This window comes from Paenibacillus sepulcri (assembly GCF_042647105.1).
GTDB classification, from domain to species: Bacteria; Bacillota; Bacilli; order Paenibacillales; family Paenibacillaceae; genus Paenibacillus_Z; species Paenibacillus_Z sepulcri.
Genome location: NZ_JBHRUP010000001.1, coordinates 2,433,285 through 2,453,208, shown reverse-complemented (window position 1 = coordinate 2,453,208; position 19,924 = coordinate 2,433,285). Strand labels below are relative to the sequence as shown.

Annotated in this window: 20 protein-coding genes; 10 read left to right on the top strand and 10 right to left on the bottom strand. The window is 51.5% G+C overall.

The window, feature by feature from the left end; translation table 11 throughout:
- The first annotated feature begins 107 nt into the window (after window positions 1–107).
- A complete protein-coding gene (locus tag ACFOLF_RS10870; protein ID WP_210038220.1) occupies window positions 108–1,325 on the top strand; it encodes a CapA family protein in 1,218 nt (405 codons plus the stop codon).
- 30 nt (window positions 1,326–1,355) lie between these two features.
- Here ACFOLF_RS10870 and ACFOLF_RS10865 read toward each other — a convergent pair whose 3' ends face one another.
- The gene (locus tag ACFOLF_RS10865; RefSeq protein ID WP_210038221.1) at window positions 1,356–1,964 is read right to left on the bottom strand and encodes a DUF2087 domain-containing protein; all 609 of its coding nucleotides are present in this window, start codon (window positions 1,962–1,964) and stop codon (window positions 1,356–1,358) included.
- A gap of 717 nt (window positions 1,965–2,681) precedes the next feature.
- Complete coding sequence (locus ACFOLF_RS10860) at window positions 2,682–3,446, bottom strand: tryptophan-rich sensory protein (protein ID WP_210038222.1); 765 nt, start codon at window positions 3,444–3,446, stop codon at window positions 2,682–2,684.
- A gap of 234 nt (window positions 3,447–3,680) precedes the next feature.
- Here ACFOLF_RS10860 and ACFOLF_RS10855 point away from each other — a divergent pair, with 234 nt between their 5' ends.
- The gene (locus tag ACFOLF_RS10855; protein WP_210038223.1) at window positions 3,681–4,382 is read left to right on the top strand and encodes an MBL fold metallo-hydrolase; all 702 of its coding nucleotides are present in this window, start codon (window positions 3,681–3,683) and stop codon (window positions 4,380–4,382) included.
- Window positions 4,383–4,709: 327 nt separating this feature from the next.
- Here the strand turns inward: ACFOLF_RS10855 and ACFOLF_RS10850 are convergent, their stop codons facing one another.
- The 4 genes from ACFOLF_RS10850 to ACFOLF_RS10835 all read right to left on the bottom strand — a co-directional run bounded on the left by ACFOLF_RS10850 (window position 4,710) and on the right by ACFOLF_RS10835 (window position 8,117).
- Entirely contained in the window at window positions 4,710–5,765 is a 1,056-nt protein-coding gene (locus ACFOLF_RS10850; RefSeq protein WP_210038224.1) for an RluA family pseudouridine synthase, read from the bottom strand.
- Window positions 5,766–5,940: 175 nt separating this feature from the next.
- Entirely contained in the window at window positions 5,941–6,750 is an 810-nt protein-coding gene (locus ACFOLF_RS10845) for a hypothetical protein (RefSeq protein ID WP_210038225.1), read from the bottom strand.
- 3 nt (window positions 6,751–6,753) lie between these two features.
- The gene (locus tag ACFOLF_RS10840; RefSeq protein WP_210038226.1) at window positions 6,754–7,569 is read right to left on the bottom strand and encodes a DUF4367 domain-containing protein; all 816 of its coding nucleotides are present in this window, start codon (window positions 7,567–7,569) and stop codon (window positions 6,754–6,756) included.
- Window positions 7,566–8,117 (bottom strand): sigma-70 family RNA polymerase sigma factor, encoded by a 552-nt coding sequence (locus tag ACFOLF_RS10835; protein WP_210038227.1) that lies wholly within the window; start codon window positions 8,115–8,117, stop codon window positions 7,566–7,568. The genes ACFOLF_RS10840 and ACFOLF_RS10835 overlap by 4 nt, the downstream gene beginning before the upstream one ends.
- Before the next feature lie 194 nt (window positions 8,118–8,311).
- Between ACFOLF_RS10835 and ACFOLF_RS10830 the strand changes: the two genes are divergently transcribed.
- Window positions 8,312–9,136, top strand: a complete 825-nt coding sequence (locus ACFOLF_RS10830) for a squalene/phytoene synthase family protein (RefSeq protein ID WP_379114085.1) — start codon at window positions 8,312–8,314, stop codon at window positions 9,134–9,136.
- A 135-nt stretch (window positions 9,137–9,271) separates the two neighbouring features.
- On the opposite strand, the gene ACFOLF_RS10825 is transcribed toward ACFOLF_RS10830, so the two are convergent.
- Window positions 9,272–10,084 carry a phytanoyl-CoA dioxygenase family protein gene (locus tag ACFOLF_RS10825; RefSeq protein WP_210038228.1) on the bottom strand — a complete coding sequence of 271 codons (813 nt, stop codon included), beginning with the start codon at window positions 10,082–10,084 and terminating at the stop codon, window positions 9,272–9,274.
- A gap of 150 nt (window positions 10,085–10,234) precedes the next feature.
- Between ACFOLF_RS10825 and ACFOLF_RS10820 the strand changes: the two genes are divergently transcribed.
- The 4 genes from ACFOLF_RS10820 (at window position 10,235) to mgrA (ending at window position 16,033) form a co-directional block, all read left to right on the top strand.
- Window positions 10,235–11,116 (top strand): helix-turn-helix transcriptional regulator, encoded by an 882-nt coding sequence (locus tag ACFOLF_RS10820; protein WP_210038229.1) that lies wholly within the window; start codon window positions 10,235–10,237, stop codon window positions 11,114–11,116.
- 119 nt (window positions 11,117–11,235) lie between these two features.
- Window positions 11,236–12,798: a stalk domain-containing protein gene (locus tag ACFOLF_RS10815; RefSeq protein WP_210038230.1), complete on the top strand. Its 1,563-nt coding sequence runs from the start codon at window positions 11,236–11,238 to the stop codon at window positions 12,796–12,798.
- Between the two features lie 147 nt (window positions 12,799–12,945).
- Window positions 12,946–14,772, top strand: coding sequence for a B12-binding domain-containing radical SAM protein (locus tag ACFOLF_RS10810; RefSeq protein WP_210038231.1), 1,827 nt, complete (start codon window positions 12,946–12,948; stop codon window positions 14,770–14,772).
- A gap of 271 nt (window positions 14,773–15,043) precedes the next feature.
- Window positions 15,044–16,033, top strand: a complete 990-nt coding sequence (mgrA, locus tag ACFOLF_RS10805; RefSeq protein ID WP_210038232.1) for an L-glyceraldehyde 3-phosphate reductase — start codon at window positions 15,044–15,046, stop codon at window positions 16,031–16,033.
- A gap of 61 nt (window positions 16,034–16,094) precedes the next feature.
- On the opposite strand, the gene ACFOLF_RS10800 is transcribed toward mgrA, so the two are convergent.
- The 3 genes from ACFOLF_RS10800 to ACFOLF_RS10790 all read right to left on the bottom strand — a co-directional run bounded on the left by ACFOLF_RS10800 (window position 16,095) and on the right by ACFOLF_RS10790 (window position 17,610).
- Window positions 16,095–16,466 (bottom strand): EamA family transporter, encoded by a 372-nt coding sequence (locus ACFOLF_RS10800; RefSeq protein WP_210038233.1) that lies wholly within the window; start codon window positions 16,464–16,466, stop codon window positions 16,095–16,097.
- On the bottom strand, window positions 16,463–16,825 hold the full coding sequence (locus tag ACFOLF_RS10795) for a DUF2304 domain-containing protein (RefSeq protein WP_210038234.1): 363 nt from the start codon (window positions 16,823–16,825) through the stop codon (window positions 16,463–16,465). The genes ACFOLF_RS10800 and ACFOLF_RS10795 overlap by 4 nt, the downstream gene beginning before the upstream one ends.
- 80 nt (window positions 16,826–16,905) lie before the next feature.
- Window positions 16,906–17,610 carry a glycosyltransferase family 2 protein gene (locus ACFOLF_RS10790; RefSeq protein ID WP_210038235.1) on the bottom strand — a complete coding sequence of 235 codons (705 nt, stop codon included), beginning with the start codon at window positions 17,608–17,610 and terminating at the stop codon, window positions 16,906–16,908.
- A gap of 114 nt (window positions 17,611–17,724) precedes the next feature.
- Here ACFOLF_RS10790 and ACFOLF_RS10785 point away from each other — a divergent pair, with 114 nt between their 5' ends.
- The 3 genes from ACFOLF_RS10785 to ACFOLF_RS10775 all read left to right on the top strand — a co-directional run bounded on the left by ACFOLF_RS10785 (window position 17,725) and on the right by ACFOLF_RS10775 (window position 19,902).
- Window positions 17,725–19,014, top strand: coding sequence for a glycosyltransferase family 39 protein (locus tag ACFOLF_RS10785; RefSeq protein ID WP_210038236.1), 1,290 nt, complete (start codon window positions 17,725–17,727; stop codon window positions 19,012–19,014).
- 249 nt (window positions 19,015–19,263) lie between these two features.
- Window positions 19,264–19,488, top strand: coding sequence for a hypothetical protein (locus ACFOLF_RS10780; RefSeq protein WP_210038237.1), 225 nt, complete (start codon window positions 19,264–19,266; stop codon window positions 19,486–19,488).
- Window positions 19,489–19,536: 48 nt separating this feature from the next.
- A complete protein-coding gene (locus tag ACFOLF_RS10775) occupies window positions 19,537–19,902 on the top strand; it encodes a hypothetical protein (protein WP_210038238.1) in 366 nt (121 codons plus the stop codon).
- The last annotated feature ends 22 nt before the right edge of the window (window positions 19,903–19,924 follow it).

The following is a 19,924-nucleotide window of genomic DNA, read 5'->3' as shown; positions in this document are numbered from 1 at the left end:
GATACAAGTTGAAACGATGCGGAAAAAAGTCTGCGTTATATTTGATGAATGAAGCGATGCCCGAAGCAATAGCTTACATAGAGGAAACCGTGACGAAAGGTGATTATATGAGCAAAAAATGGTTTTTTTCTATATCTGTGTCTGTGCTGATTGTGTTGGCAGTGCTGCTCATGCTTCTTCCTGCAACAGGTGAAGCGCCTGGTGAAGGAGCTGATCCAACCGGTCCCCATGAACAAGCCGTACAGGGAACAGGGAGCAATCCGGAAGCAGCGGAGGCAAATACCGGGGAGCCTGAAGATATTCCAATACCTCCTTTAGACATGCAGACACCCCCTGAATACATAGAAGAGCCAATTGCAGTCAATAAGGAGCCCATTCATCTTGTTTTTGCCGGAGATGCAATGATGGATGCGTCGGTGAAGAAGGCTATTGCGCAAAAAGGACCCGATTATCCGTTTGTGCATGTAAAGAAGAAGGTAACGGCAGCGGATATTGCCTTTGTCAATCTGGAGACAGCCGTTACGGATGAGAAGAATAAGGATACAAGTCAAATCTTCAATTTCAAATCGGATGCGATTTCGCTCAAAGGGATCAAAAATGCCGGCTTTGACGTTATTTCGGTCGCAAACAATCATGTCCTGGATTTCCAGCGGAAGGGTCTGCTTGATACGCTGGACCACCTGGAGGCATACGACCTCATACCGGTGGGAGCCGGCCGCAATGAGAGTGAAGCCTTTTCGGCCAGAACAGTCAAGGTGAAGGGCGTGACAGTGAAATACCTGGCCTTTTCCCGCTTCCTGCCGGAGCTTAATTGGGTAGCTGAAGGAGAGAGACCCGGTGTGGCCGGAGCCTATGACCAGAAGAAGGTGCTGGCTGCCATTGCGCGCGAACGGGAAGGAGCGGACTACCTGATCGTATATATGCATTGGGGGATTGAGCGAAACAACCGTCCGGAAGCATGGCAGCGGAAGTTTGCCAAAGAAATGATCGATACCGGCGCAGACGCCATTATCGGCAGCCACCCTCATGTGCTTCAGGGCTTCGAGTCCTATAAAAGCAAGCCGATTGCCTATTCCATTGGAAACTTTCTGTTTCCGGATTATGTGAAGGGGCGTACAGCAGACACCGGTCTATTGAATCTGACACTCCAAAACGGCAAGGTCACCATGCAGTTCGATCCTTTCTACATCAAGAATAATCAGATCATTCCGAGGGAGAAGGCGTACATCCATAATCAGCTGGATTATCTGGAGGCCTTATCGTACGGCATGGAGGTTAAGGGTAACACGATACAGGCATCGGGTAAGGCGCAGACTTTGAAGTAAGTCCGGCTGCGCTCTTCCCCGGCAGTCCGTTTAAGAAAGGGTCTCCCATTTCTCCCACATCGAGCGGGGGTTGCGTTCATATACCTCGTTATCGCGGTACAGATAAGCATGCATGATAAACTCGCGGCGGATGGTGGCGAAGTCATCATGGAATTGTTTGATGAAGCCGTTGATCTCCTGCTCGGAATAAGACCGTCCCTCCACCAGGCGTTCAGCCAGACTCTCCAGCACGATCCGTTTCTTTTTGAGCTGTGCCGGAATATGCTTCAGCTTCCCGTCTCCGCTAAAAAAATTGCGCAGAACGGACTGTTTAAGACGTTCATTCTTCTCATCCATCGTTGATGTCTCCTCTATTTTGTTGTGTTGTTCCTGAAGCAGATTGTCCATGGCGCCGGCATACTGCTTGAGAAAATAACGATCCAGCGAAAAATAAATCGCATTCTTCTCCCGCCGTTCATGGAGCAGACTGACGGCGCGCAGCTTGGCGGCATGATGGGTAATGGTCGCCGTTGAAAGAAACAGCTTTTCGGCCAGCTCCTGACCGGTCATCTCGCCTGCGGCCAGCAGAATGATCATCCGGACGCGCGTCAGGTCGGCCAATGCTTTGTGATAATTAACGATTTTATCCAGCTGGAGCATCTCACAACCACCTTATTAGATTAATATCTAATTAGATAATATTCTAACTAGATACAGGATGTCAACAATTAAAGGAATGGATCACGAATGGAGCGTACAGGAGGGAGTAAAGCATCCTCATGGGAGAATCCGTTTGGAAGGGGGGGGTGGCGGGGTTATTGATGACTTTGAAATTTGCACATAAATAGGGCTCCTGCTTGTCTGTGACAACCAGGAGCCCTATCCGATGTTTTCAATCGTATTCAATTGTTACCTGCACTCCATTCAGACAACTTCCGTTGCAAATTATTAAACCCAATCGTTCAAGCCCGGCTTTGAAGAATGGCCCGACGCTGTCTTTAGCGGCAATGCCAATTCCTCTTCACATCATCCAATCGTTGATTTCCCGCAATGTCCCACAAGCAAGCGGCTTTCCTTGAACGTGTAGAACGAATATATGTTGGTCATACATTCAATTCTATACGGTGCTTCTTGCTTACTCCTCTCCATGAATTTTCATATCCATAGAAATCTAACCTTTTTGTTGATACAGGGACACGCTTCGCTAACCTTCTCCAATGGACTATCCCCTCTCGGTGGACTGTGTACCATTCATGTTCTGAATGATATGTCCTTATTGTACAAGCTGTATGTAAGTTTTGTAAATATTCAGAATAATCTAAATTTATAGAAAAGGGCGGTATTTATTCCCATTTACTCCCCTATGCTCCCTTGTCTTTACCATTTCGATACATTTCGCCTGCGGAAAATGAGATAGATAGCGAATACAAGAAGCAGAATCGCCCCCACCATGGCAACGGTGTAAATATTCTCATAATCCTGCTGCTTGAGGGCAATGGCTATAAAGGCCCAGACGAATACAAGCACATAGAAGGGATCACGGAAAACACCTCCGATTATCAGAGCGAGCACCCAGGCGGCAGCAAGCAAAACGATGGCCCATAACGCATCCGACCAGCCAAATCCGTTCCAGCCCGCCTGGTACAGGCCAACTGCAATGTTCACAATCGTGGCGACCGTGATCCACCCGAAATACAGACTGAAGGGCAGTCTGACCCAGATAAATTCTCCCGCAGCAGGCCTGGAGGTGGCGGTTCGGATCCGTTGGTACAAAATGATTAAAGTCAGCAGCAGAGCGATCATAATAAACACGCTAATTCTCACATGTTCATAATGCCAGGCGAAGACCCACGCGATATTAAACAAGCAGCTGATGAAGAACCATGGACCGGTGCTTCGAACGGAAGGCTGATCTCCAGTACGGGAGCCCAGCTGGTAAAAAACGAAGCCGATCAATAAGACATAAATCAGCATCCAGATTGAAAATGCATAATCGGACGGTGTAATCAATACCGGATATTGAGCCGACAGCTCGGCGGTTGTTTTGCCATTGAGGGGAAGATATTGAGCGAGTGCGTTCACAATCAGTACAGCGATCAGTCCAACTATATTCCACAAACGGTATGGATTTCGGTTGTACATGGGGCAAGCCTCCTGATAATTTAATTCTCTGCAATCTGTTATATATTCACCTAATCCCATTTCCATTAAACGAGGAAGCGCATGCCAATCGAATCCGGGAAGACGCCCCAGCGGGAGATTGGCGTATAAAATCCTTTTTCTTCAGCCGCCTATTGACAGGGAATGAATAATCAAATATATTATAACCAACGGTTAGTAACCATTGGTTATAAAAAAGAGCGGAGATGATGGCAAATGAAAGTACAACAACTGTCTGAGCATATCTGGAGTTTGAAAACATGGATGATCATTCCGATCCATGTATGGGTGGTGGTAGAAGAGGACGGCGTTATTTTGGTGGACGCGGGTCTGGGGAGCATGACGAAGGGCATTTTGTCCTTTATCGAGAAGCTTGGGGCAGGTCCATTGAAAGCAATCGTGCTCACTCACGGTCATTCCGATCATGTTGGGGCCATTAAGAAAATCCGGCAGCACTCCTCCGTCCCTGTGTACGCCCATTCAATCGAAATCCCGTATATGGAAGGAAAGCTTCCTTATCCGGGGCGCAAGAAAGCGGCAGCAAGCGTGGAGGCAGGGCTTGCCAAGCCGCTTCAGGCAGATGCGGATGGGGAGCTTGCGGCATTTGGCAGCTTGAGACCCTATCTGGCTCCCGGACATTCACCTGGCCATGTCGTATATCATCATGAACGGGACCAGGTGATGCTGGCAGGAGACTTGTTTACCTCCAAGAAAGGTCAACTCCGGCTGCCAATGAAGATGTTCACCTTCGACATGAATGAAGCAGTCAGAAGCAGCAGGATTGTATCTAAGCTGAAGCCTATACGTCTGGAAGTATGCCACGGATCTTCAGTCCTGCAGCCGGCTGAACAGATGGATGCTTATCTTTCGGCCTATCAGGGCAACAAGGGACAGTCAAGTTCATTTGTCCAGTTATAAGAAAGTGAATAATATTCTCATTCAGTCAACAAAATGACCACAAAGATCATGCAGGAGGATGCGGCATGATACGGACTGAGCCTTCAGCAGTTGTCCGCGCTTAATTTGATGAGGAATCATCCGGAGATGAATCTGGACCAGCTCAGCGAGAAGCTCATGTCGTCTAAGAGCACCATGAGCGTAACGGCAGAAGGTGAAACTGGAATTGGCGAGCCGGGAGCAGGACCCGGCAGACCGCAGGCAGTTAAAAGCTCAAGGTAACTCCTGCGGGCGATTATCTGTCCCGTCAGGACGATGAGAGCACTGTATTATTCTCTGCTCAACTGATCAAGTCGACTGCCGGACATCGCGAAGCGCATTAAGGAACTGCTTGGGGATTTCCGTTTCGAAGCGCATTCGTATTCCGGTTATGGGATGGTCAAAGGAAAGAACGCGGGCATGAAGGCCGAGCCGTCCCATCGCCTTCGACTTTGAACCGTATTTTTTATCGCTGACGACGGGATGCCCGATATCCTGCATATGAACGCGGATCTGATTCTTGCGCCCAGTCTCCAGCTCCACCTCAAGCAGGGAAAATTCGCTGCTAGTCTGCATGATTCTGTAATGGGTGACAGCCAGCTGGCCGTCATTGGGGTAAGGGCTGGAATACATGCGCAGCGTTTTGCTTTCTTTCAGCCAGGATTTGATAGTCCCTTCCGTCTTACGGACTTTGCCTTCCACAAGGGCTACATAGGTCCGCTCCTTCACAGCGTCCTGCCATGAATTCTGCAGAAGCTGCTGTGCCTCCTCGCTCCTGGCAAACATCATAACGCCTGAGGTGTCGCGGTCCAAACGGTGTACCACGAATATGCGGTTCTCCGGATTCTCCAATCTGACATATGCCGTTAACTGCCGGTAGGCTGTCAAATCGGTTTCCTGCGCCGATGCGATCGACAGCAGGCCGGCTTCCTTGTTGATGACAATGATATGTTCATCCTCGTACAGAATGGACAGTCCCATCAGCGGAGGCTTCTCGACGATCTTCTCTCTGCTTACCGAGACCGAATCCCCGGGCTTAAGTGCGTGGTTATATAAGGTGACTACGCGTCCATTCACTGATATCTGACCGCGGCCCAGAAGGGACTTAATCGCGTTGCGGCCCTGATGCTTGATGGCCTGCAGCAGGAAGGCCAGCAGTTCCTGCGGCTCCTTCACGATAAAAGGCTTGCTGTCGGCGCGGGCTGCGCTTCTCTCGCTGACTCCGGCAGACGGTCTTCGGCTGGAGGCAGCTGTCCCTGCCGCTGCGGCGCGGACGCCGCTCCCGCGCGAGGATGATCCGCGCGGCGGTAAACTGCCGCGTTTAGCGGCAGCATTGTGTTTTGGGGCTGCTTTTCGTTTGTCCATGGTAAGGCTCACACCGTCCTATAAAAGTTATCCCCAATATAGCATGAAAGAGACCGATATTGCTATTATCGGTCTCTTTCCGTATGTCAGCGCGCCGCCTGCACTGCCTGGTCGGCATTGCCGGTTGGATACCCGGGATCATAAACTGTTAATCAAGCCCGAGGGCCTCGGGTGGTCAATGCTTTCTGGAAAATAACTGCTTGCGTCTGATTGCCGCTGCAGCACCCAAGGCAAGAACGGCAATAATGATGATGACCATCAGAGGGCTGGTCCCGGACATTCCAGCGGATGCGTTCGGGCCGCCGGGGGAAACGGAATCAGCCGCAGCTGTATTCTGGGCGGCGGCAGGTGCTGCGTCCAGCAGCTGTGCCTGCTCCATTTCCACAACCTTCACCTGGTCACGGCCGAATTTCTCGTATAGAAACTCCGCATGGGCTTCACTATAAGGTGTGATGCCGATCTCGACCGCGTCCTGCCCGGGGGCTGTGGTGGTAACCTGGAAGCCCTGTTCTGCAAGTTCATCCTGTCCTTCGCCCGCGACATAGCTGTCGATTTCCTGCTGCTTCTGCAGCAGATCCGCGGAAGGTTGTTCTGCTGCAGCCGGCATCATCTCGCCGAACAGTACAGCCTGCTCTCCTTCCACAACCTTCACCTGGTCACGGCCGAATTTCTCGTACAGAAACTCCGCATGGGCTTTACTATAAGGTGTGATGCCGATCTCGACCGCGTCCTGACCGGGGGCTGTGGTGGTAACCTGGAAGCCCTGTTCTGCAAGTTCATCCTGCCCTTCACCCGCGACATAGCTGTCGATTTCCTGCTGCTTCTGCAGCAGATCCTCCTGGCTTACGGCCTGGTTGCTTTGGGCGGTATTGCCCGGCGAGTTCTCAGGTGCAGCGAATGCCGCGTTGGCTGACAAGAGCATCAGACAACCGCCGATCAGCAGCACCTTAGCCAAACGTGCTTTTACGTTTAATAGGGTTGTCATGGTTTATTCCTCCTGTAGAGATTTCATGGAACGTGCGATTTGCAGCGCCTCTGCCTCGGGCAAAATCCCGGAGAGCATGTAGTCGATATCGTTGGCCTGCCAATGGAGCTGAATGTTCAGATCCGTATCCCCTGCATCCTCGCCCGGATCGCCTATTGTGATGGAGCCGGCAGCCCCATTGATGTCGACGGCTTTGCCATTTGCGGGAAAAACCGTTTTAACCCGCTTCTGCTGAAATATCCCGAAGGATTGATTGGCAGAAACGTAACTGAAGACAATTTCTGCCGCTTCTCCTTCACGGGGACCGCTGGCATTAATTTCACGAAGCGCGAATCCTGCTGTCACGTAAGAAGGCACCAGCAGCGCATCACCGAACCAGACCTTGGCTTCCTTAATGGATGGAAGCACCCATATTTCCTGACTGGAGGAGCCCGGTGCAGGCGAAGGAAGGTCATCCCCTGGATTGTTCTGCCCAAGCATAGGCGTGTTCAGCGTATCGCCGGGCTGCTGCCCGCCGACCATCGGTTCCGATTGGCCGTTATTGCCTCCTTGAGTACCTGCAACGCTGCCGGGAGCTGCCGGCGACAAGAGAAATGGAGCCGCAGCCAGCAAAATCAATATAATGGCGGCTGCAGCTGCCGATCCCCAAATCCAGCCTTTGGTCGGCAGCCGTCTTTTGTGAGAAGGGAGCTCCTGGATTTCCAATAGCCGCTGCCGTACAGATTCTTTCAGGCGGTTATCGAAATGCAGATCTTCGAACAGCAGCTCATCGGCTTCCTGCTTAAATGTTTGACGGAGTTCTGTATCCGGCGTCTTCATCGGGCCAGTCCCTCCTTCTCCAAATAGCCGCTGAGCATCTCTCTTGCACGATGAAGCCTGCCGCGGACGGTACCTTCGGGGGAACCGGTCGCTTCCGCTATTTCACGCGTAGATAAATCGAGATAATAAAACAAATAGATCACCTCATGATAGTGGGAGGGCAGCTTGACAACATGCCTCAGTATTTCTGTCCGGTTCCATCTGGCCATCGCTTCTTCTTCGGCGCTGTATCGTTCCGCTTTGGTCAGCAGAACGGGATCCGTCGGCTGTTCCTGGGCAGCTTTTCTTCCCAAACGGTCTTTGCACAAATTAATCGTTATTCTGCTCAGCCAGGTTTTCACACTGCTCTCCCCGCGGAAAGTGGACCAGTTCCGGTAAGCGCGGATAAACACTTCCTGACTGACGTCCTCAGCCAAATGTCTGTCGGCCAGATAGAAATAAGCAGTGCGAAGCACGGCAGAGCCATATTCCGCCATTAAGCCTTCAAGCGCTGAGGAGGGATTTTCAGGGAAGCTTGATTTGTCATTGGGGCCGGCCGGCCTTGGCATGTAACCACCTCCGTACCCTATAGACGGCGCCAATACATTTTTCGCTACACTTTTATGGGGAAAATAAATGAAATTGAGAAAATGGCCGTCAGACGGTAACGAATAGTCCGTGGATTGGTGCTCCAAGGGAGAGGTATGGTATTATGATAGAAAAGTATAATAAGTTTGAACACAGTACGATTAGTAAAGCTACTTTGGAGGGACTCCCCATTACGAACGCTATTTTGAATGACGCCTTGATCATGCTTCAGAAGACGAGCCGTACCTTTTACATTCCGATCAACGGCCTGGATATGGGCTTGAAGGAAGCCGTAACCTCTGGCTATTTATGTATGCGGGCAATCGATGAAATCGAAGATCATGAGGAGATCCCGGGTCAACTGAAGATTGATCTGCTGCGAGGAGTTTATGAAGCATCCCAAAGCTCCGATATCATTCATGCAACTAATGAAGTCCTGATGCCTTATCGCGACGTCCTGCCGGAAGTAACCATGAGACTGCGCGATTGGATGCTTCTTTGTCCACCTTCCATTGCGGACACGGTTATTCACTATAATGCAAAGATGGCCAAGCAAATGGGAGAGTGGGCCCAGGCGAAATGGAATATTCAAACCGAAGAGGATCTGGACGGTTATACCTACAGCGTAGCGGGTATGGTCGGAGAAATGCTCTCTGAGTTGTGGTTATGGCATGATGATACCCAATCTGATAGAGAGAAGGCTGTTGCTTTCGGCAGAGGGCTGCAGGCGGTCAATATCCTGCGAAACCGCAAAGAAGATCTCAAACGGGGCGTGGACTTTTATCCGAATGGATGGGACTTCAAGGAAATGCTCATATATACACAGCGCAATCTGAAGCTGGCTGATGAGTATATTGCCGAATTAAAGCCGGGACCGGCCCGGAAGTTCTGCAAAATTCCGCTTGCGCTCGCTCAGGCTACGGTGAACATTCTCGCTGCCGGCGGCAGCAAATTAACAAGAGATGCCGTTCTCAAGATTGTCAATCGGCTCAACGGGTAGCCATATCCCGTTAGTTTTTTTAGGGTGTGAGGTTATAATGAAGAGATTGTATTGTGAAAAAAACCAGTTTTGCACGTTTTCGTGCAAAACTGGTTTTTTTTAGCCGTCAAACAGGACTTTGGTTGGCTTTTATTCTTATCGTTGATAGACGAGCGGGAAATGATCTCCGGTCAGCAGCTCGCCCGGTTCAACCGAGACAAAAGGCAGCATGGGGTGCCCGGCCGTTGGCGCATAACGTGTGTGGCCAGGCATATAGTGAACGGCGATTGCGCGGCGCTTGTGTTGCGAGCGGTTGTTCGGGCTGCCATGCCAGGTCAGGCAGTGGTGGTAGCCGACCTGGCCCTTTTTAATTTCAAACGGCACCGGCGCAGTATCCGCTCCCTCCGGAAGCAGCTCAGGCTGCTTGTGGACCGGTTTAAATTCCGCATTGCTTTCCAGATACTGCTGATGATTCCCCCATTTGTGGCTGCCCGGCACCATCCACATACAGCCGTTCTCGATTGTGGCATCATCCAGGGCAACCCAGGCGCTGACGAGATCGGAAGGGGTAATGATCGGCCACAGCGGGTGATCCTGATGCCATTTGGTCGGTCCGCCGGTAACAGGAGGTTTATATTGAATTTGATCATGCCAGATACGGACTTCATCGGTCCGCGTCAGCTGGGCGATTTCCTCGCAGATCGTCTTGTTAGCCGTATGCTGGAAATAAACATCGCTGGCCATCCAGATGTTGACGATCTGCACGACGGACTCGCTGACCGTCATTTTCATATCGTCATAACCCTTCGCCAGCATATTGTGCGAGAGCACCGGTTTTTTCACGGATTGCCCGTTCATGACCAGATCCAGCTCATCGCGAAGCGCCTCAACCTCGGCATCGCTCAAGACAATGCCGCCTTTCAAAAAACCGTTGTTTTCAAATTCCTCAATTTGTGCTTGACTTAACATAGTATATTCCTCCCGGATGTGTTGGCTGTATTTCGTTGATAAGCTAAGCATAGTGGAGAATGGTAACGCTGTCTTTACAAATACTGAAGAGGGATTTGCACTTTTCCAATACGAATCATAATGGCTCGCGAAGGGGAGGGAGGGGCGTTTTTGAAATCAACTGATCTGGGATCGATTCATGAGCTTGCGCCAACCGTGAACTTTGCCGCCCGCGCGGAGGCGCATGCGAATACGGTTTGGGGCCCACGCAAAAATCCCGACTTTCAGCTGTTCTATATCTTGTCGGGAGAAGCGGAGGCCCTGATCGGGGGGCAGCGGTATTTGCTTGCAGGCGGAGATTGCGTCATCTATGGTTCTTTGCATCCTCACCGGCTGAGGACCTTGAACAGGACTGAATATATTAGCCTCCATTTTCACTTGCGGCATGACTCACCCGAGCCGGTCCACCCGGCTTATGCCCTGCAGAACTGCTCGGAAGAGGAGATGCTCCACTCTGCAGACAGCGGCTTTACGATTGAAGTTCCAGGCCATGACAGACTCGGCCTGCCAGCCTTCATTACGATGCCGGCCCTGGAGCCGTACCTGCTGCGCATCGTACAGGAATACAGCAATGAACAGCCCGGGTATGCGGTTTATTTGCGCGCCTTAATGACAGAGCTGGTTACGGCTCTAGTCCGGCATCTGCTGAACCGTCAGCCTCCATCGGCGGAGCGGATCAAAATCGAACCGGCGCTTGCCGCGATCGGCCAGCATCCCGAGGCGAACTGGTCCGTAACGGAGCTGGCCGGCTTATGCGGCTATCATGCGATTTATTTCTCTTCGCTGTTCAAGAAATGCACAGGCGTGACGCCCAAGCAGTACCTGATTTCCGAGCGGATCCGCAAGGCCAAATACCATCTGCTCCAGGGAGAGAAGATGGAACGGATTGCAGAGCGTCTGGGGTATGCCAGCATCCATTATTTTTCGCGGAATTTCAAGGATGAAACAGGGCTGACCCCAACGGAATTCAAGCAGCAGGAGCATGAAATTTAATAGCTGGCTGATGGCTTGAAATCTATAAATCTTTCATTTCAATTTCATAGACAAAAGAGAGGACGGGGTGATACGATAGCCACGTGGGAAATTGGCAGATAACTGGAGGAAATTCAAAAGTGAAATTGAAGCTTGTCTGGAAACGAAGTGTATTGTTATCTGTCCTTGCGGCCGGATTGGTATTCGTACCGCTCCCGGGTTTGGCGGATCACAGCGCTGCTGCTGCGGCCTCAAAGACCGCTGCACAAGCTGATGTTATACCGGTATTTGTGGATGGAACGAAGCTGGCTTTAACACCATCGCCCGTTACGATTAAAGGAACGACCATCGTGCCGATGCGCACTATTTTCAATGCATTGAAGGCCAGCGTAACCTGGGAGCCCGCGACCAAGACTATTATTGTTGTCAAGGACCGTACGACCATTACGCTGCAGCTTGGGTCAAGCAAGGCCGTCAAGAACGGGAAGAACGTGACCCTGGCAGTACCGCCGCAGATGATTAAAGGAGCGACAATGGTGCCGCTTCGTTTTGTAGCGGAAGCGCTTGGCGCCGAGGTTAAGCTCGATTCAGCCGCCCGCGTGATCCGCATCACTTCCTTTGAGGCGCTGCAAGCGCAAGCCTATGAGGATGAGGCGGAAGCCGATGATCCTGATTCCGGCTATGGGGAGTATGATACGTTTTCGACCGAAGAAGTTGTGGAGATGAACGACGATAAGGTCGTCATGATTACGACGGATTCGGCGCAGGGCAGCGGGGTAATTATTGGACCGAACCGGATTGTTACCAACCTTCATGTGATGCAGGAAGCCGGGAAGGCAACTGTTCTGCTGCGCAGCGGCGATACCTTCGAGGTGGAAGGCATTGTCGGCTATGATGAGAAATCGGATTTGGCGGTCATTCAGACGACAAAGCCCCTGGGAGTAGAGCCTGCCACGATCGGATACGGCGTGGGCAAAGGCGCGCATGTCATTGCCATAGGCAGTCCGCTGGGACTCCAGAACACAGTCTCCGATGGCATTATCAGCAATTTGCAGCAGGCGGATGGCGTTCAGACCTATCAGATCAGCGCCCCGATTGATCACGGCAGCTCGGGCGGCGGGCTGTTCGACGATTACGGCGAGCTTATAGGGATCACGTCATCGGGAATCGAGTCCACGCAAGCGGATTTGAATTTTGCGGTATCCGTGCTCAATGTCAGTATCCTTCTCTATAATATTGAAGACAACAAAGCCAACGAGAAGATTGATTTCCTGCCCTCAACGTTGCCGGATACCCTTGTGGGTGCAACTGACGATGATATCCGCGATCTGGTCGACAAGGAGTTCGGGGAAATCAGTACCTCGCAGGGCGGAACGAAGCTGCAGCGCATTGAGGTCAAGCGCGATGACAAGGGCTGGCTGGTTGTTTCGGCCGTAATTGATCCTGCATTTTATATGCTGTACGGGAATATGGCTAATGATGATCTGCGCTTCTGGGCGCTCGATGCGGGCACCAAGCTGCATAAGCTGCTGCCGGACGACACCATTCAGCTTGCCGTCTATTATGAGCAGGAGTTCAGCTTCGAGCCCCGGAATTTGAACGCGGCAGAAGTGACGGCGGCTGCAGATGGCAAATGGCTTGTCCGTTATCCCGTTGTTCAATTGCAAGGCAAAGAGAAGATGATCGTTCAGGTCCGCACCTGACCTCTTTGAACGTTAATAGAAGCGGGGCGGTTTTTCTCTCTTGCGGCATTATGCTGCTGGAGCGGGGGCTGCCCTTCTTTTTTTGTGCCATATTCGGTACAATAGAGTTGCTTGTAAGCCATAACGATAAAGAGGGAATTAAACAATATGAAAGTCGTACTGGCAACCTTGAATGCCAAATTTATTCATACCTCACTCGCGCTGCGCTGCCTGAAAGCCTTCAGCGAGCATGAGTTCGACATCGAAATTGCGGAATATACGATCAAAGATCCGGTGATGAACATTGTCGCCGACATCTACGCGAAGAAACCGAGTGTAATCGGCTTCTCCTGCTATATCTGGAATATCGAAGAGACGATTACGGTCATCGATATGCTGCGCAAAATCATGCCTGAGCTGCGTATAGTACTGGGCGGCCCCGAGGTCAGCTATGACACGGCCTTCTGGATGGAGCGTCTGACGCAGGTCGATTATATTGTGGTTGGCGAAGGCGAAGAAACCTTTCATCATCTGCTCACGGAGCTGCGGGATACGCAGAAGCTGCATATGGTGTTTGGCGTCGCTTACCGCAAAGAGCGCAAGGACGGTACGATAGAAATCATCGTCAATCCGCCGCGTCCGAAGCTGGAATTGGCCAAGCTTCCGTCACCGTACCGTTTTCCGGAGGATATCGCCGGTCTGCAAAGCCGTGTCACTTATTTCGAGACCAGCCGCGGCTGCCCGTTCAGCTGCCAGTTCTGCTTGTCGAGCATTGAGGTAGGGGTCCGCTATTTTGATATGGAACGGACCAAAGCGGATCTGCTTTATTTGATCCAGTCCGGCGCGAAGCTGATCAAGTTTGTGGACCGCACCTTTAATATCAAACGCGACTATGCGCTGGAGATTTTTCATTTCCTCATTGAAAATCATGGAGGCTGCGTGTTCCAGTTTGAAATCACTGCGGATATCATGCGTCCCGAGGTGCTTGATTATTTAGCCGAGCATGCGCCGCCGGGGATTTTCCGCTTCGAGATCGGTGTGCAGTCAACCAATGATCCAACGAACGCGGAGGTGCAGCGCAGGCAGAATTTTGCGAAGCTGAGCCGCACCGTTACCAAGGTGAAGGAGAGCGGTAAGATCGATCAGCATCTTGATTTGATCGCCGGTCTGCCGCTGGAGAATTACGATACGTTCCGCAAAACCTTCAACGATGTCTTCGCGCTGGGGCCGGAGGAGCTGCAGCTTGGCTTCCTCAAGATGCTGCGGGGCACCGGCATGCGCCGCGATGCGGACAAGCACGGATACATCTATATGGACCGGGCGCCTTACGAGATTCTTGGCAACGATATTATGCCGTTCTCGGATATCGTGCGGATCAAGCGGGTGGAGGATGTGCTGGAGAAATATTGGAATGCGCACCGGATGGACCATGCGCTGTACTATCTAATCAGGCAGGCATTTGATTCGGCCTTCGATTTCTTCCAGCAGTTCGGCGATTATTGGGAGGGACGCGGCTGGCAGAAAATCGGCCATCAGCTGGAGGACCTTTTCTCCCGGCTGTGGACGTTCCTGTCCGAGGTGCATATTCTCCGCACGGCAGAAGCGGGCAAGCACTGGCAGCCCGAGGTTGCGCTTGGGCTCATGAAGCTGGATTATTATCTGAATCACAAGTATAAGCCGCGCAAGGTGTGGTGGGATTTCACGATGGACAAATCCGCCTGGAACGGCTGGATGCAGCAGCTGGCGAAAGAACCGCAGGACGTCTCGGAGGCATTCGCTACGCTGGGCCTCGGGGAGAAGGAGCTGCATAAGCACGCTGTTATCGAACTGCTGCCGTTCGATCTGGAGCTCTATCTGTCAGAAGGCATATTGTCCCTGGAAGCACAATCGCTGCTTATTGTGATCTACAGCGGCGGCGGCAAGGAGGATGGTGCGGCGGCGAAGCCATTCATCCAAAGGCTGGTTTCAGCCAAGCAGCGTACGGGAACGATGTAGAACGGACTGTGGGGAGAATGCCATCCTCACTCCGGCATACAGCAAGCTTGGACTATTCCACAGCGTGAGCGTGGGATAGTCTTTTTTTAGGGAAGAAGCTTCCTGTGCCGCCAAAGTACGGTGACTGCTGTTTGTTCTTGCATTTATATCAAATGTGTAATCTATCATGGCGCAGGCTGTTTCAAGAGACTTGAGTACGGTAGTGCAGTAGTGTAAGATAGGGGAGGCAAGTTATTCTTTCGATTAAATCGAATGAAGAAGGAGCGATAACGTGGTATATTCGGCAAATAAAGAGCGGTATTCGTCCATGACGTATAACCGTGTTGGACGGACAGGCCTTAAGCTTCCAGCCATTTCACTTGGTCTTTGGCATAATTTTGGCGGCGTTGATACATTTGAGAATGGCCGCGCCATGCTTCACCGGGCATTTGACCTGGGAATAACGCATTTTGACCTGGCCAATAACTACGGCCCTCCGGCGGGCTCGGCAGAAGAAATGTTCGGGCGTATTATGGCGAACGATTTCAAGCCGTACCGGGACGAACTGATTATTTCTTCCAAAGCAGGATACTATATGTGGCCAGGCCCTTACGGGGAGTGGGGCTCACGCAAATATTTAATCGCTTCACTTGATCAAAGCCTGAAGCGGATGGGCGTCGATTACGTCGATATTTTCTACTCCCACCGTCCGGATCCGGAAACGCCGCTTGAAGAAACGATGGGTGCGCTTGACCATATCGTCCGCTCGGGCAAAGCGTTGTATGTCGGTATCAGCAGCTATAGCGCGGAACAATCCGCAGAGGCGATTGCCATCATGAAGCGTCTTGGCACACCGCTTGTTATTCATCAGCCCAGCTACAATATGTTTGACCGCTGGATCGAGAATGGCCTGCAGGATGTGCTGGAGGAGAACGGCGTAGGCAGCATCGCCTTCTGCCCGCTCGCCCAGGGGCTGCTCACGAACAAATATCTCGGCGGTATTCCTGAAGATTCGCGTGCTGCCAGCCGGACCGGCGCTCTGCAGGAAAGCGCGGTAACGCCTGAGCGTGTGGCCAGACTGCAGAAGCTTAATGCAATTGCAGCCGAACGCGGCCAGTCTCTGGCACAGCTTGCGCTGGCCTGGGTGCTGCGCGGCGGACGCGTAACATCGGCGCTGATCGGGGCAAGCAGGGTCAGTCAGATCGAGGATAATGTAGCCGCGCTCAGCAATCTGGACTTCTCCAAAGAAGAGCTTTCACAGATTGAGGATATTCTGCGCTAGAACAAGCCAAGCCTTCCACTGAGGAGTGATCCTCATGCGGAAGGCTTTTTTTTGTATCCGTCTATGCATATTTGGCAGAGAGACCGATGCAGGCGACACCGGCGAGAATGAGCAGGCAGCCGGCGATTTTCAAAGCGGAGAGCGATTCGTCAAATATGTAGTAAGCGCCTATGATCGATATGACATAGGCCAGGCTTTGGATAGGGTACGCAAGACTTAGATCCACCTTGGAGACGATATACAGCCAAAGTATCGTAGCGCAGCCGTAGATGAACAATCCGCCCAGAATATAAGGGGAGAACACTAATTCCAGAATGGTGCGGAAGCTTTCGAACGGCCTGGATTTCTGCATGAGGCCATACTTCCATATAAATTGACCGGTTACGAGCATGAGCGTGTTGACCAGAATGAGTACAAATTGAACCAGATTCAATGCTTTTCACGTCCTTCGACTGCCTGCTGCAGCTCCAGCATTTTCTTCTCCATCACGGCAAGCTCCTGCGTCAAGGTCTTCATGCGGTCCGACTGATTGGACAAGCTCATTGTCTGTCTAACCAGCAGTCCGAGGATGAACAGGATCGTCATCATAAAGACAAAAGTCGGCATGTAATAGATGCCGATCCACAAGGCGAACCGGTTGAGCAGCGGGATGCACAGCGCCGCGACGACGCCGGCGATGGCTGTTATAAGCCACAGAAACGCATAGCGGTCCCTCAGCCGGTGCGTCACCGTCAGACAAACAATGATAACAAGAAACAGCAGCGTAATAATGAGAGAAACGATTTGATTCATGATAAATGATCCTTTCCAGGGCGCATGCTTTTCAGGAATCGCTGCAGGCTTTACTAAGAAGCACAGGCTTTACAAGGCTTCTAGGAGAAGCTTTTGCGGATGAGTGAGATCATGGTGACCTTCATCATATAGTAAACCGATTTGGACAGGTTAATCGAAGAGACCCCGCCTTGGCGGTTTCTCATCTCGACGCTGATTTCTGTTATTTTACGGCCCTGCTTGCACAGACTGACAAGCACCTCGACCTCCGGATAATCCGTTGGATAGGCTCGTGAAAACTGCTCGATGGTCGAGCGGTTCACAATGCGGAAGCCGGAAGTAGGGTCATAGATGGAAACGCCGGTGAGCACTCTCACCAGAAAGTGAAAATAGAAGATCCCGAATCGCCGCAGAAGACTGCCTTTGTAGCCGCTGTGACGGACAAAACGGGAACCGATGACCATATCGCAGCCGCTGGACTGAATATGCTCCACGAGCTTGGCGATATCTTCGGGGCGGTGCTGTCCGTCCGCATCCAGCTGAATGGCGTAGAGATAGCCATTGCTGTCGGCGTACCGGTAACCGCTCTGCATGGAGCCGCCAATTCCGAGATTAACCGCATGGCGTAAGGAGGGGAATCCCTCTTTGCGGATGATTTCCGCCGTTCGGTCCCTGGAGCCGTCGTCAATGACGACAAAATCATAAATGGTATGGCGTTTGAGCTCATGCACGGTCCGTGCGAGCGTCGCTTCCTCATTATAGGCGGGAATGATCACTAGTATATCACTGGCTCGTTTGTGCTCCATTTCCGATCCATCCTTCTCATTTCAAATCATTTGCTTTTATACAGGGCCTGTATAGTATAATGGAAAACGTTGGACAAGCGATACCAAATATTTGTAAAAGAAGGAGATGTAGGATTGTTTTCTTTGAAATCTGAGACGCCTGTGATAAGAAGATGGGTTTATACCGTGATGGCGCTTGTCCTGCTTGTGCATGCGACGTCCGTGCTTGTGCTTGGCGATCATTTCCTCCTGGGATCTTATGAGAAGCGCGATAATGACGATGTCAAATATGTTTATGCCGCACAGGTTCTGCTGCAGGACCATACGCTTGTCTATAACAGCGGCGACCTGCCTACTAATTTCATTATGCCCACCATACCGGTCATGCTAAGCGGGTTTATCGCCATATTGGACCGGGATGCTGGAGTTATGGCTTTTCGGCTGCTGCAATGTCTGATGCAATCGTTCTCTATCTATCTGCTTTTCATTCTGGCCAGATCGGTGTTCAACAGCCGTGTCGGCCTTGCGGCTATTATATTGGCTGCCTGCTATATTCCGGATCTGTTCGCTTCGGGAGCGATTCTAACTGAATCGACGTTTAAAGTGCTGCTTTTGTTGCTGCTTTGCAGCACAATATTTGCCATTCGCAGAAAAACGGCCGCCGCTTATGTATGGGTTGGCATCATGCTGGGTTTAGCCTGTTATGTAAAGCCGCAAAGCGCCTTGTTTCCCATATGCCTGCTTATACTTTGGCTTGTCCACCGTTACAGCTGGAAGGATATTGTCAAATATACGGCTATCGTCGGCGTTTGCAGCATGGCGCTGCTCTCGCCCTGGTGGATCCGCAACTATGTGCAGTTTCATGAATTTATTCCGTTCACCAAATCAACCGGAAACCCCATGCTGCTCGGCGCACTGGTCAAACGGGGCATGCCGCCCAAGGGCTTCTTCGAGCAGTATCCCGAATACAAGGACAATAAGCTGTTTGGGCCCAACGATACGGCGCAGAAGATCGCGGCACAGCGTATCATCGCGTATAGCTTCAAGCATACGCCGATTGCTTATACCTACTGGTTTACGGCGGGCAAAACCTATTATTTGTTCTCGGCTCCTTTCTATTCAAGGCCGGTGCCGGGTCTTCCAAGACCTGCGATTAATGTGCTTCATTGGCTCTATGTATTAGCGGGCTTCGTCGGCCTTGTACTGCTTCTGGCCCTCAAGAGAATGAAGCAGATGCTCCCGGTTCTGCTCCCCTTCCTCTATTATTGGTTTATCCATCTGCCTTTTATAACCTTTGGACGCTACGGTTATCCTCTTGTGAGCCTGCTGATTATTTTCGCCGCTGCGGGAATTGTGTTAATAGCGGAGCGGCGCAAAAGAATGAGCAACGGCAGCAGGTTACCAGGTGCATTAAATCAGCCATAATCATCAGCGAAATCCGGGGAGAACCGCCCCGGATTTCTATTTGGGTGCCTGGTTGCAACCTTGCTGCCCCGTGTAGCGTCATGAAGGATATGCATAGTGGGGGTGACTTCCATATACGGAAATAAGATAAAGATTTGGGCGTGGATTATGATAGCAGCAGCAACTACGCTGGCAGGCTGTTCAACTGTTTCATTATCCAGGCCAGCAGCCGTGCAAGCGGAGACTGTTAAAAATACGAAGGCTCAAAACATGAAGGAAGCTCCGAAAAATTGCGGAAATGCCACCATAGATTATTTTGCGGCAATCAAATTCGACGGCCGTATGTATATCGAGAACCGGGATAGCGACTCTTCCGGACTGAAGCCCGGGAAGAAGGTCGGAGAGATCGGCTACAGGATGGCTGACGACGCCTGTCTGGGCTATCAGATGAAGGACGGCGATGCAACCCTGCTGCAGGCAGGGACTCCGCTATAAGCGGTGTAGGGTTATAAGACAGGCTATCGTCTTCTTGCCGGAGACCAGTTGTATGAAGTCGCGGAGAATCCTTCTGCCAGGACCGTTGGCGAGCTTTATGATATCGAGGGGGAAATAGCGGGAGTCCGTTTCGAAAGCGGCATTGACGGCTCCCCGATGAAGGCCTTTACAGCGGAGGCAGCAAAGGTGTTCAAGGAGGAGTACATCAAGCTCGAGCTGGTTGACCGGACGAAACTGAATAAAGAAACCAAAAGCTTAAGCGGAGGAAGCTATCATCTGCGCGTACTGCTTAAGGACGGCTCCTCATTCCGGGTGGCTTATTATATCAAACCCGCTGTGCTCTCGCCCGGAGCCTATGCAACAGAAAGGCTGAAGGAGACCATTACCGGGCAGCGCAGGCTGCTGTATGAATAAGCAGCCTGCATAAAACGCATAA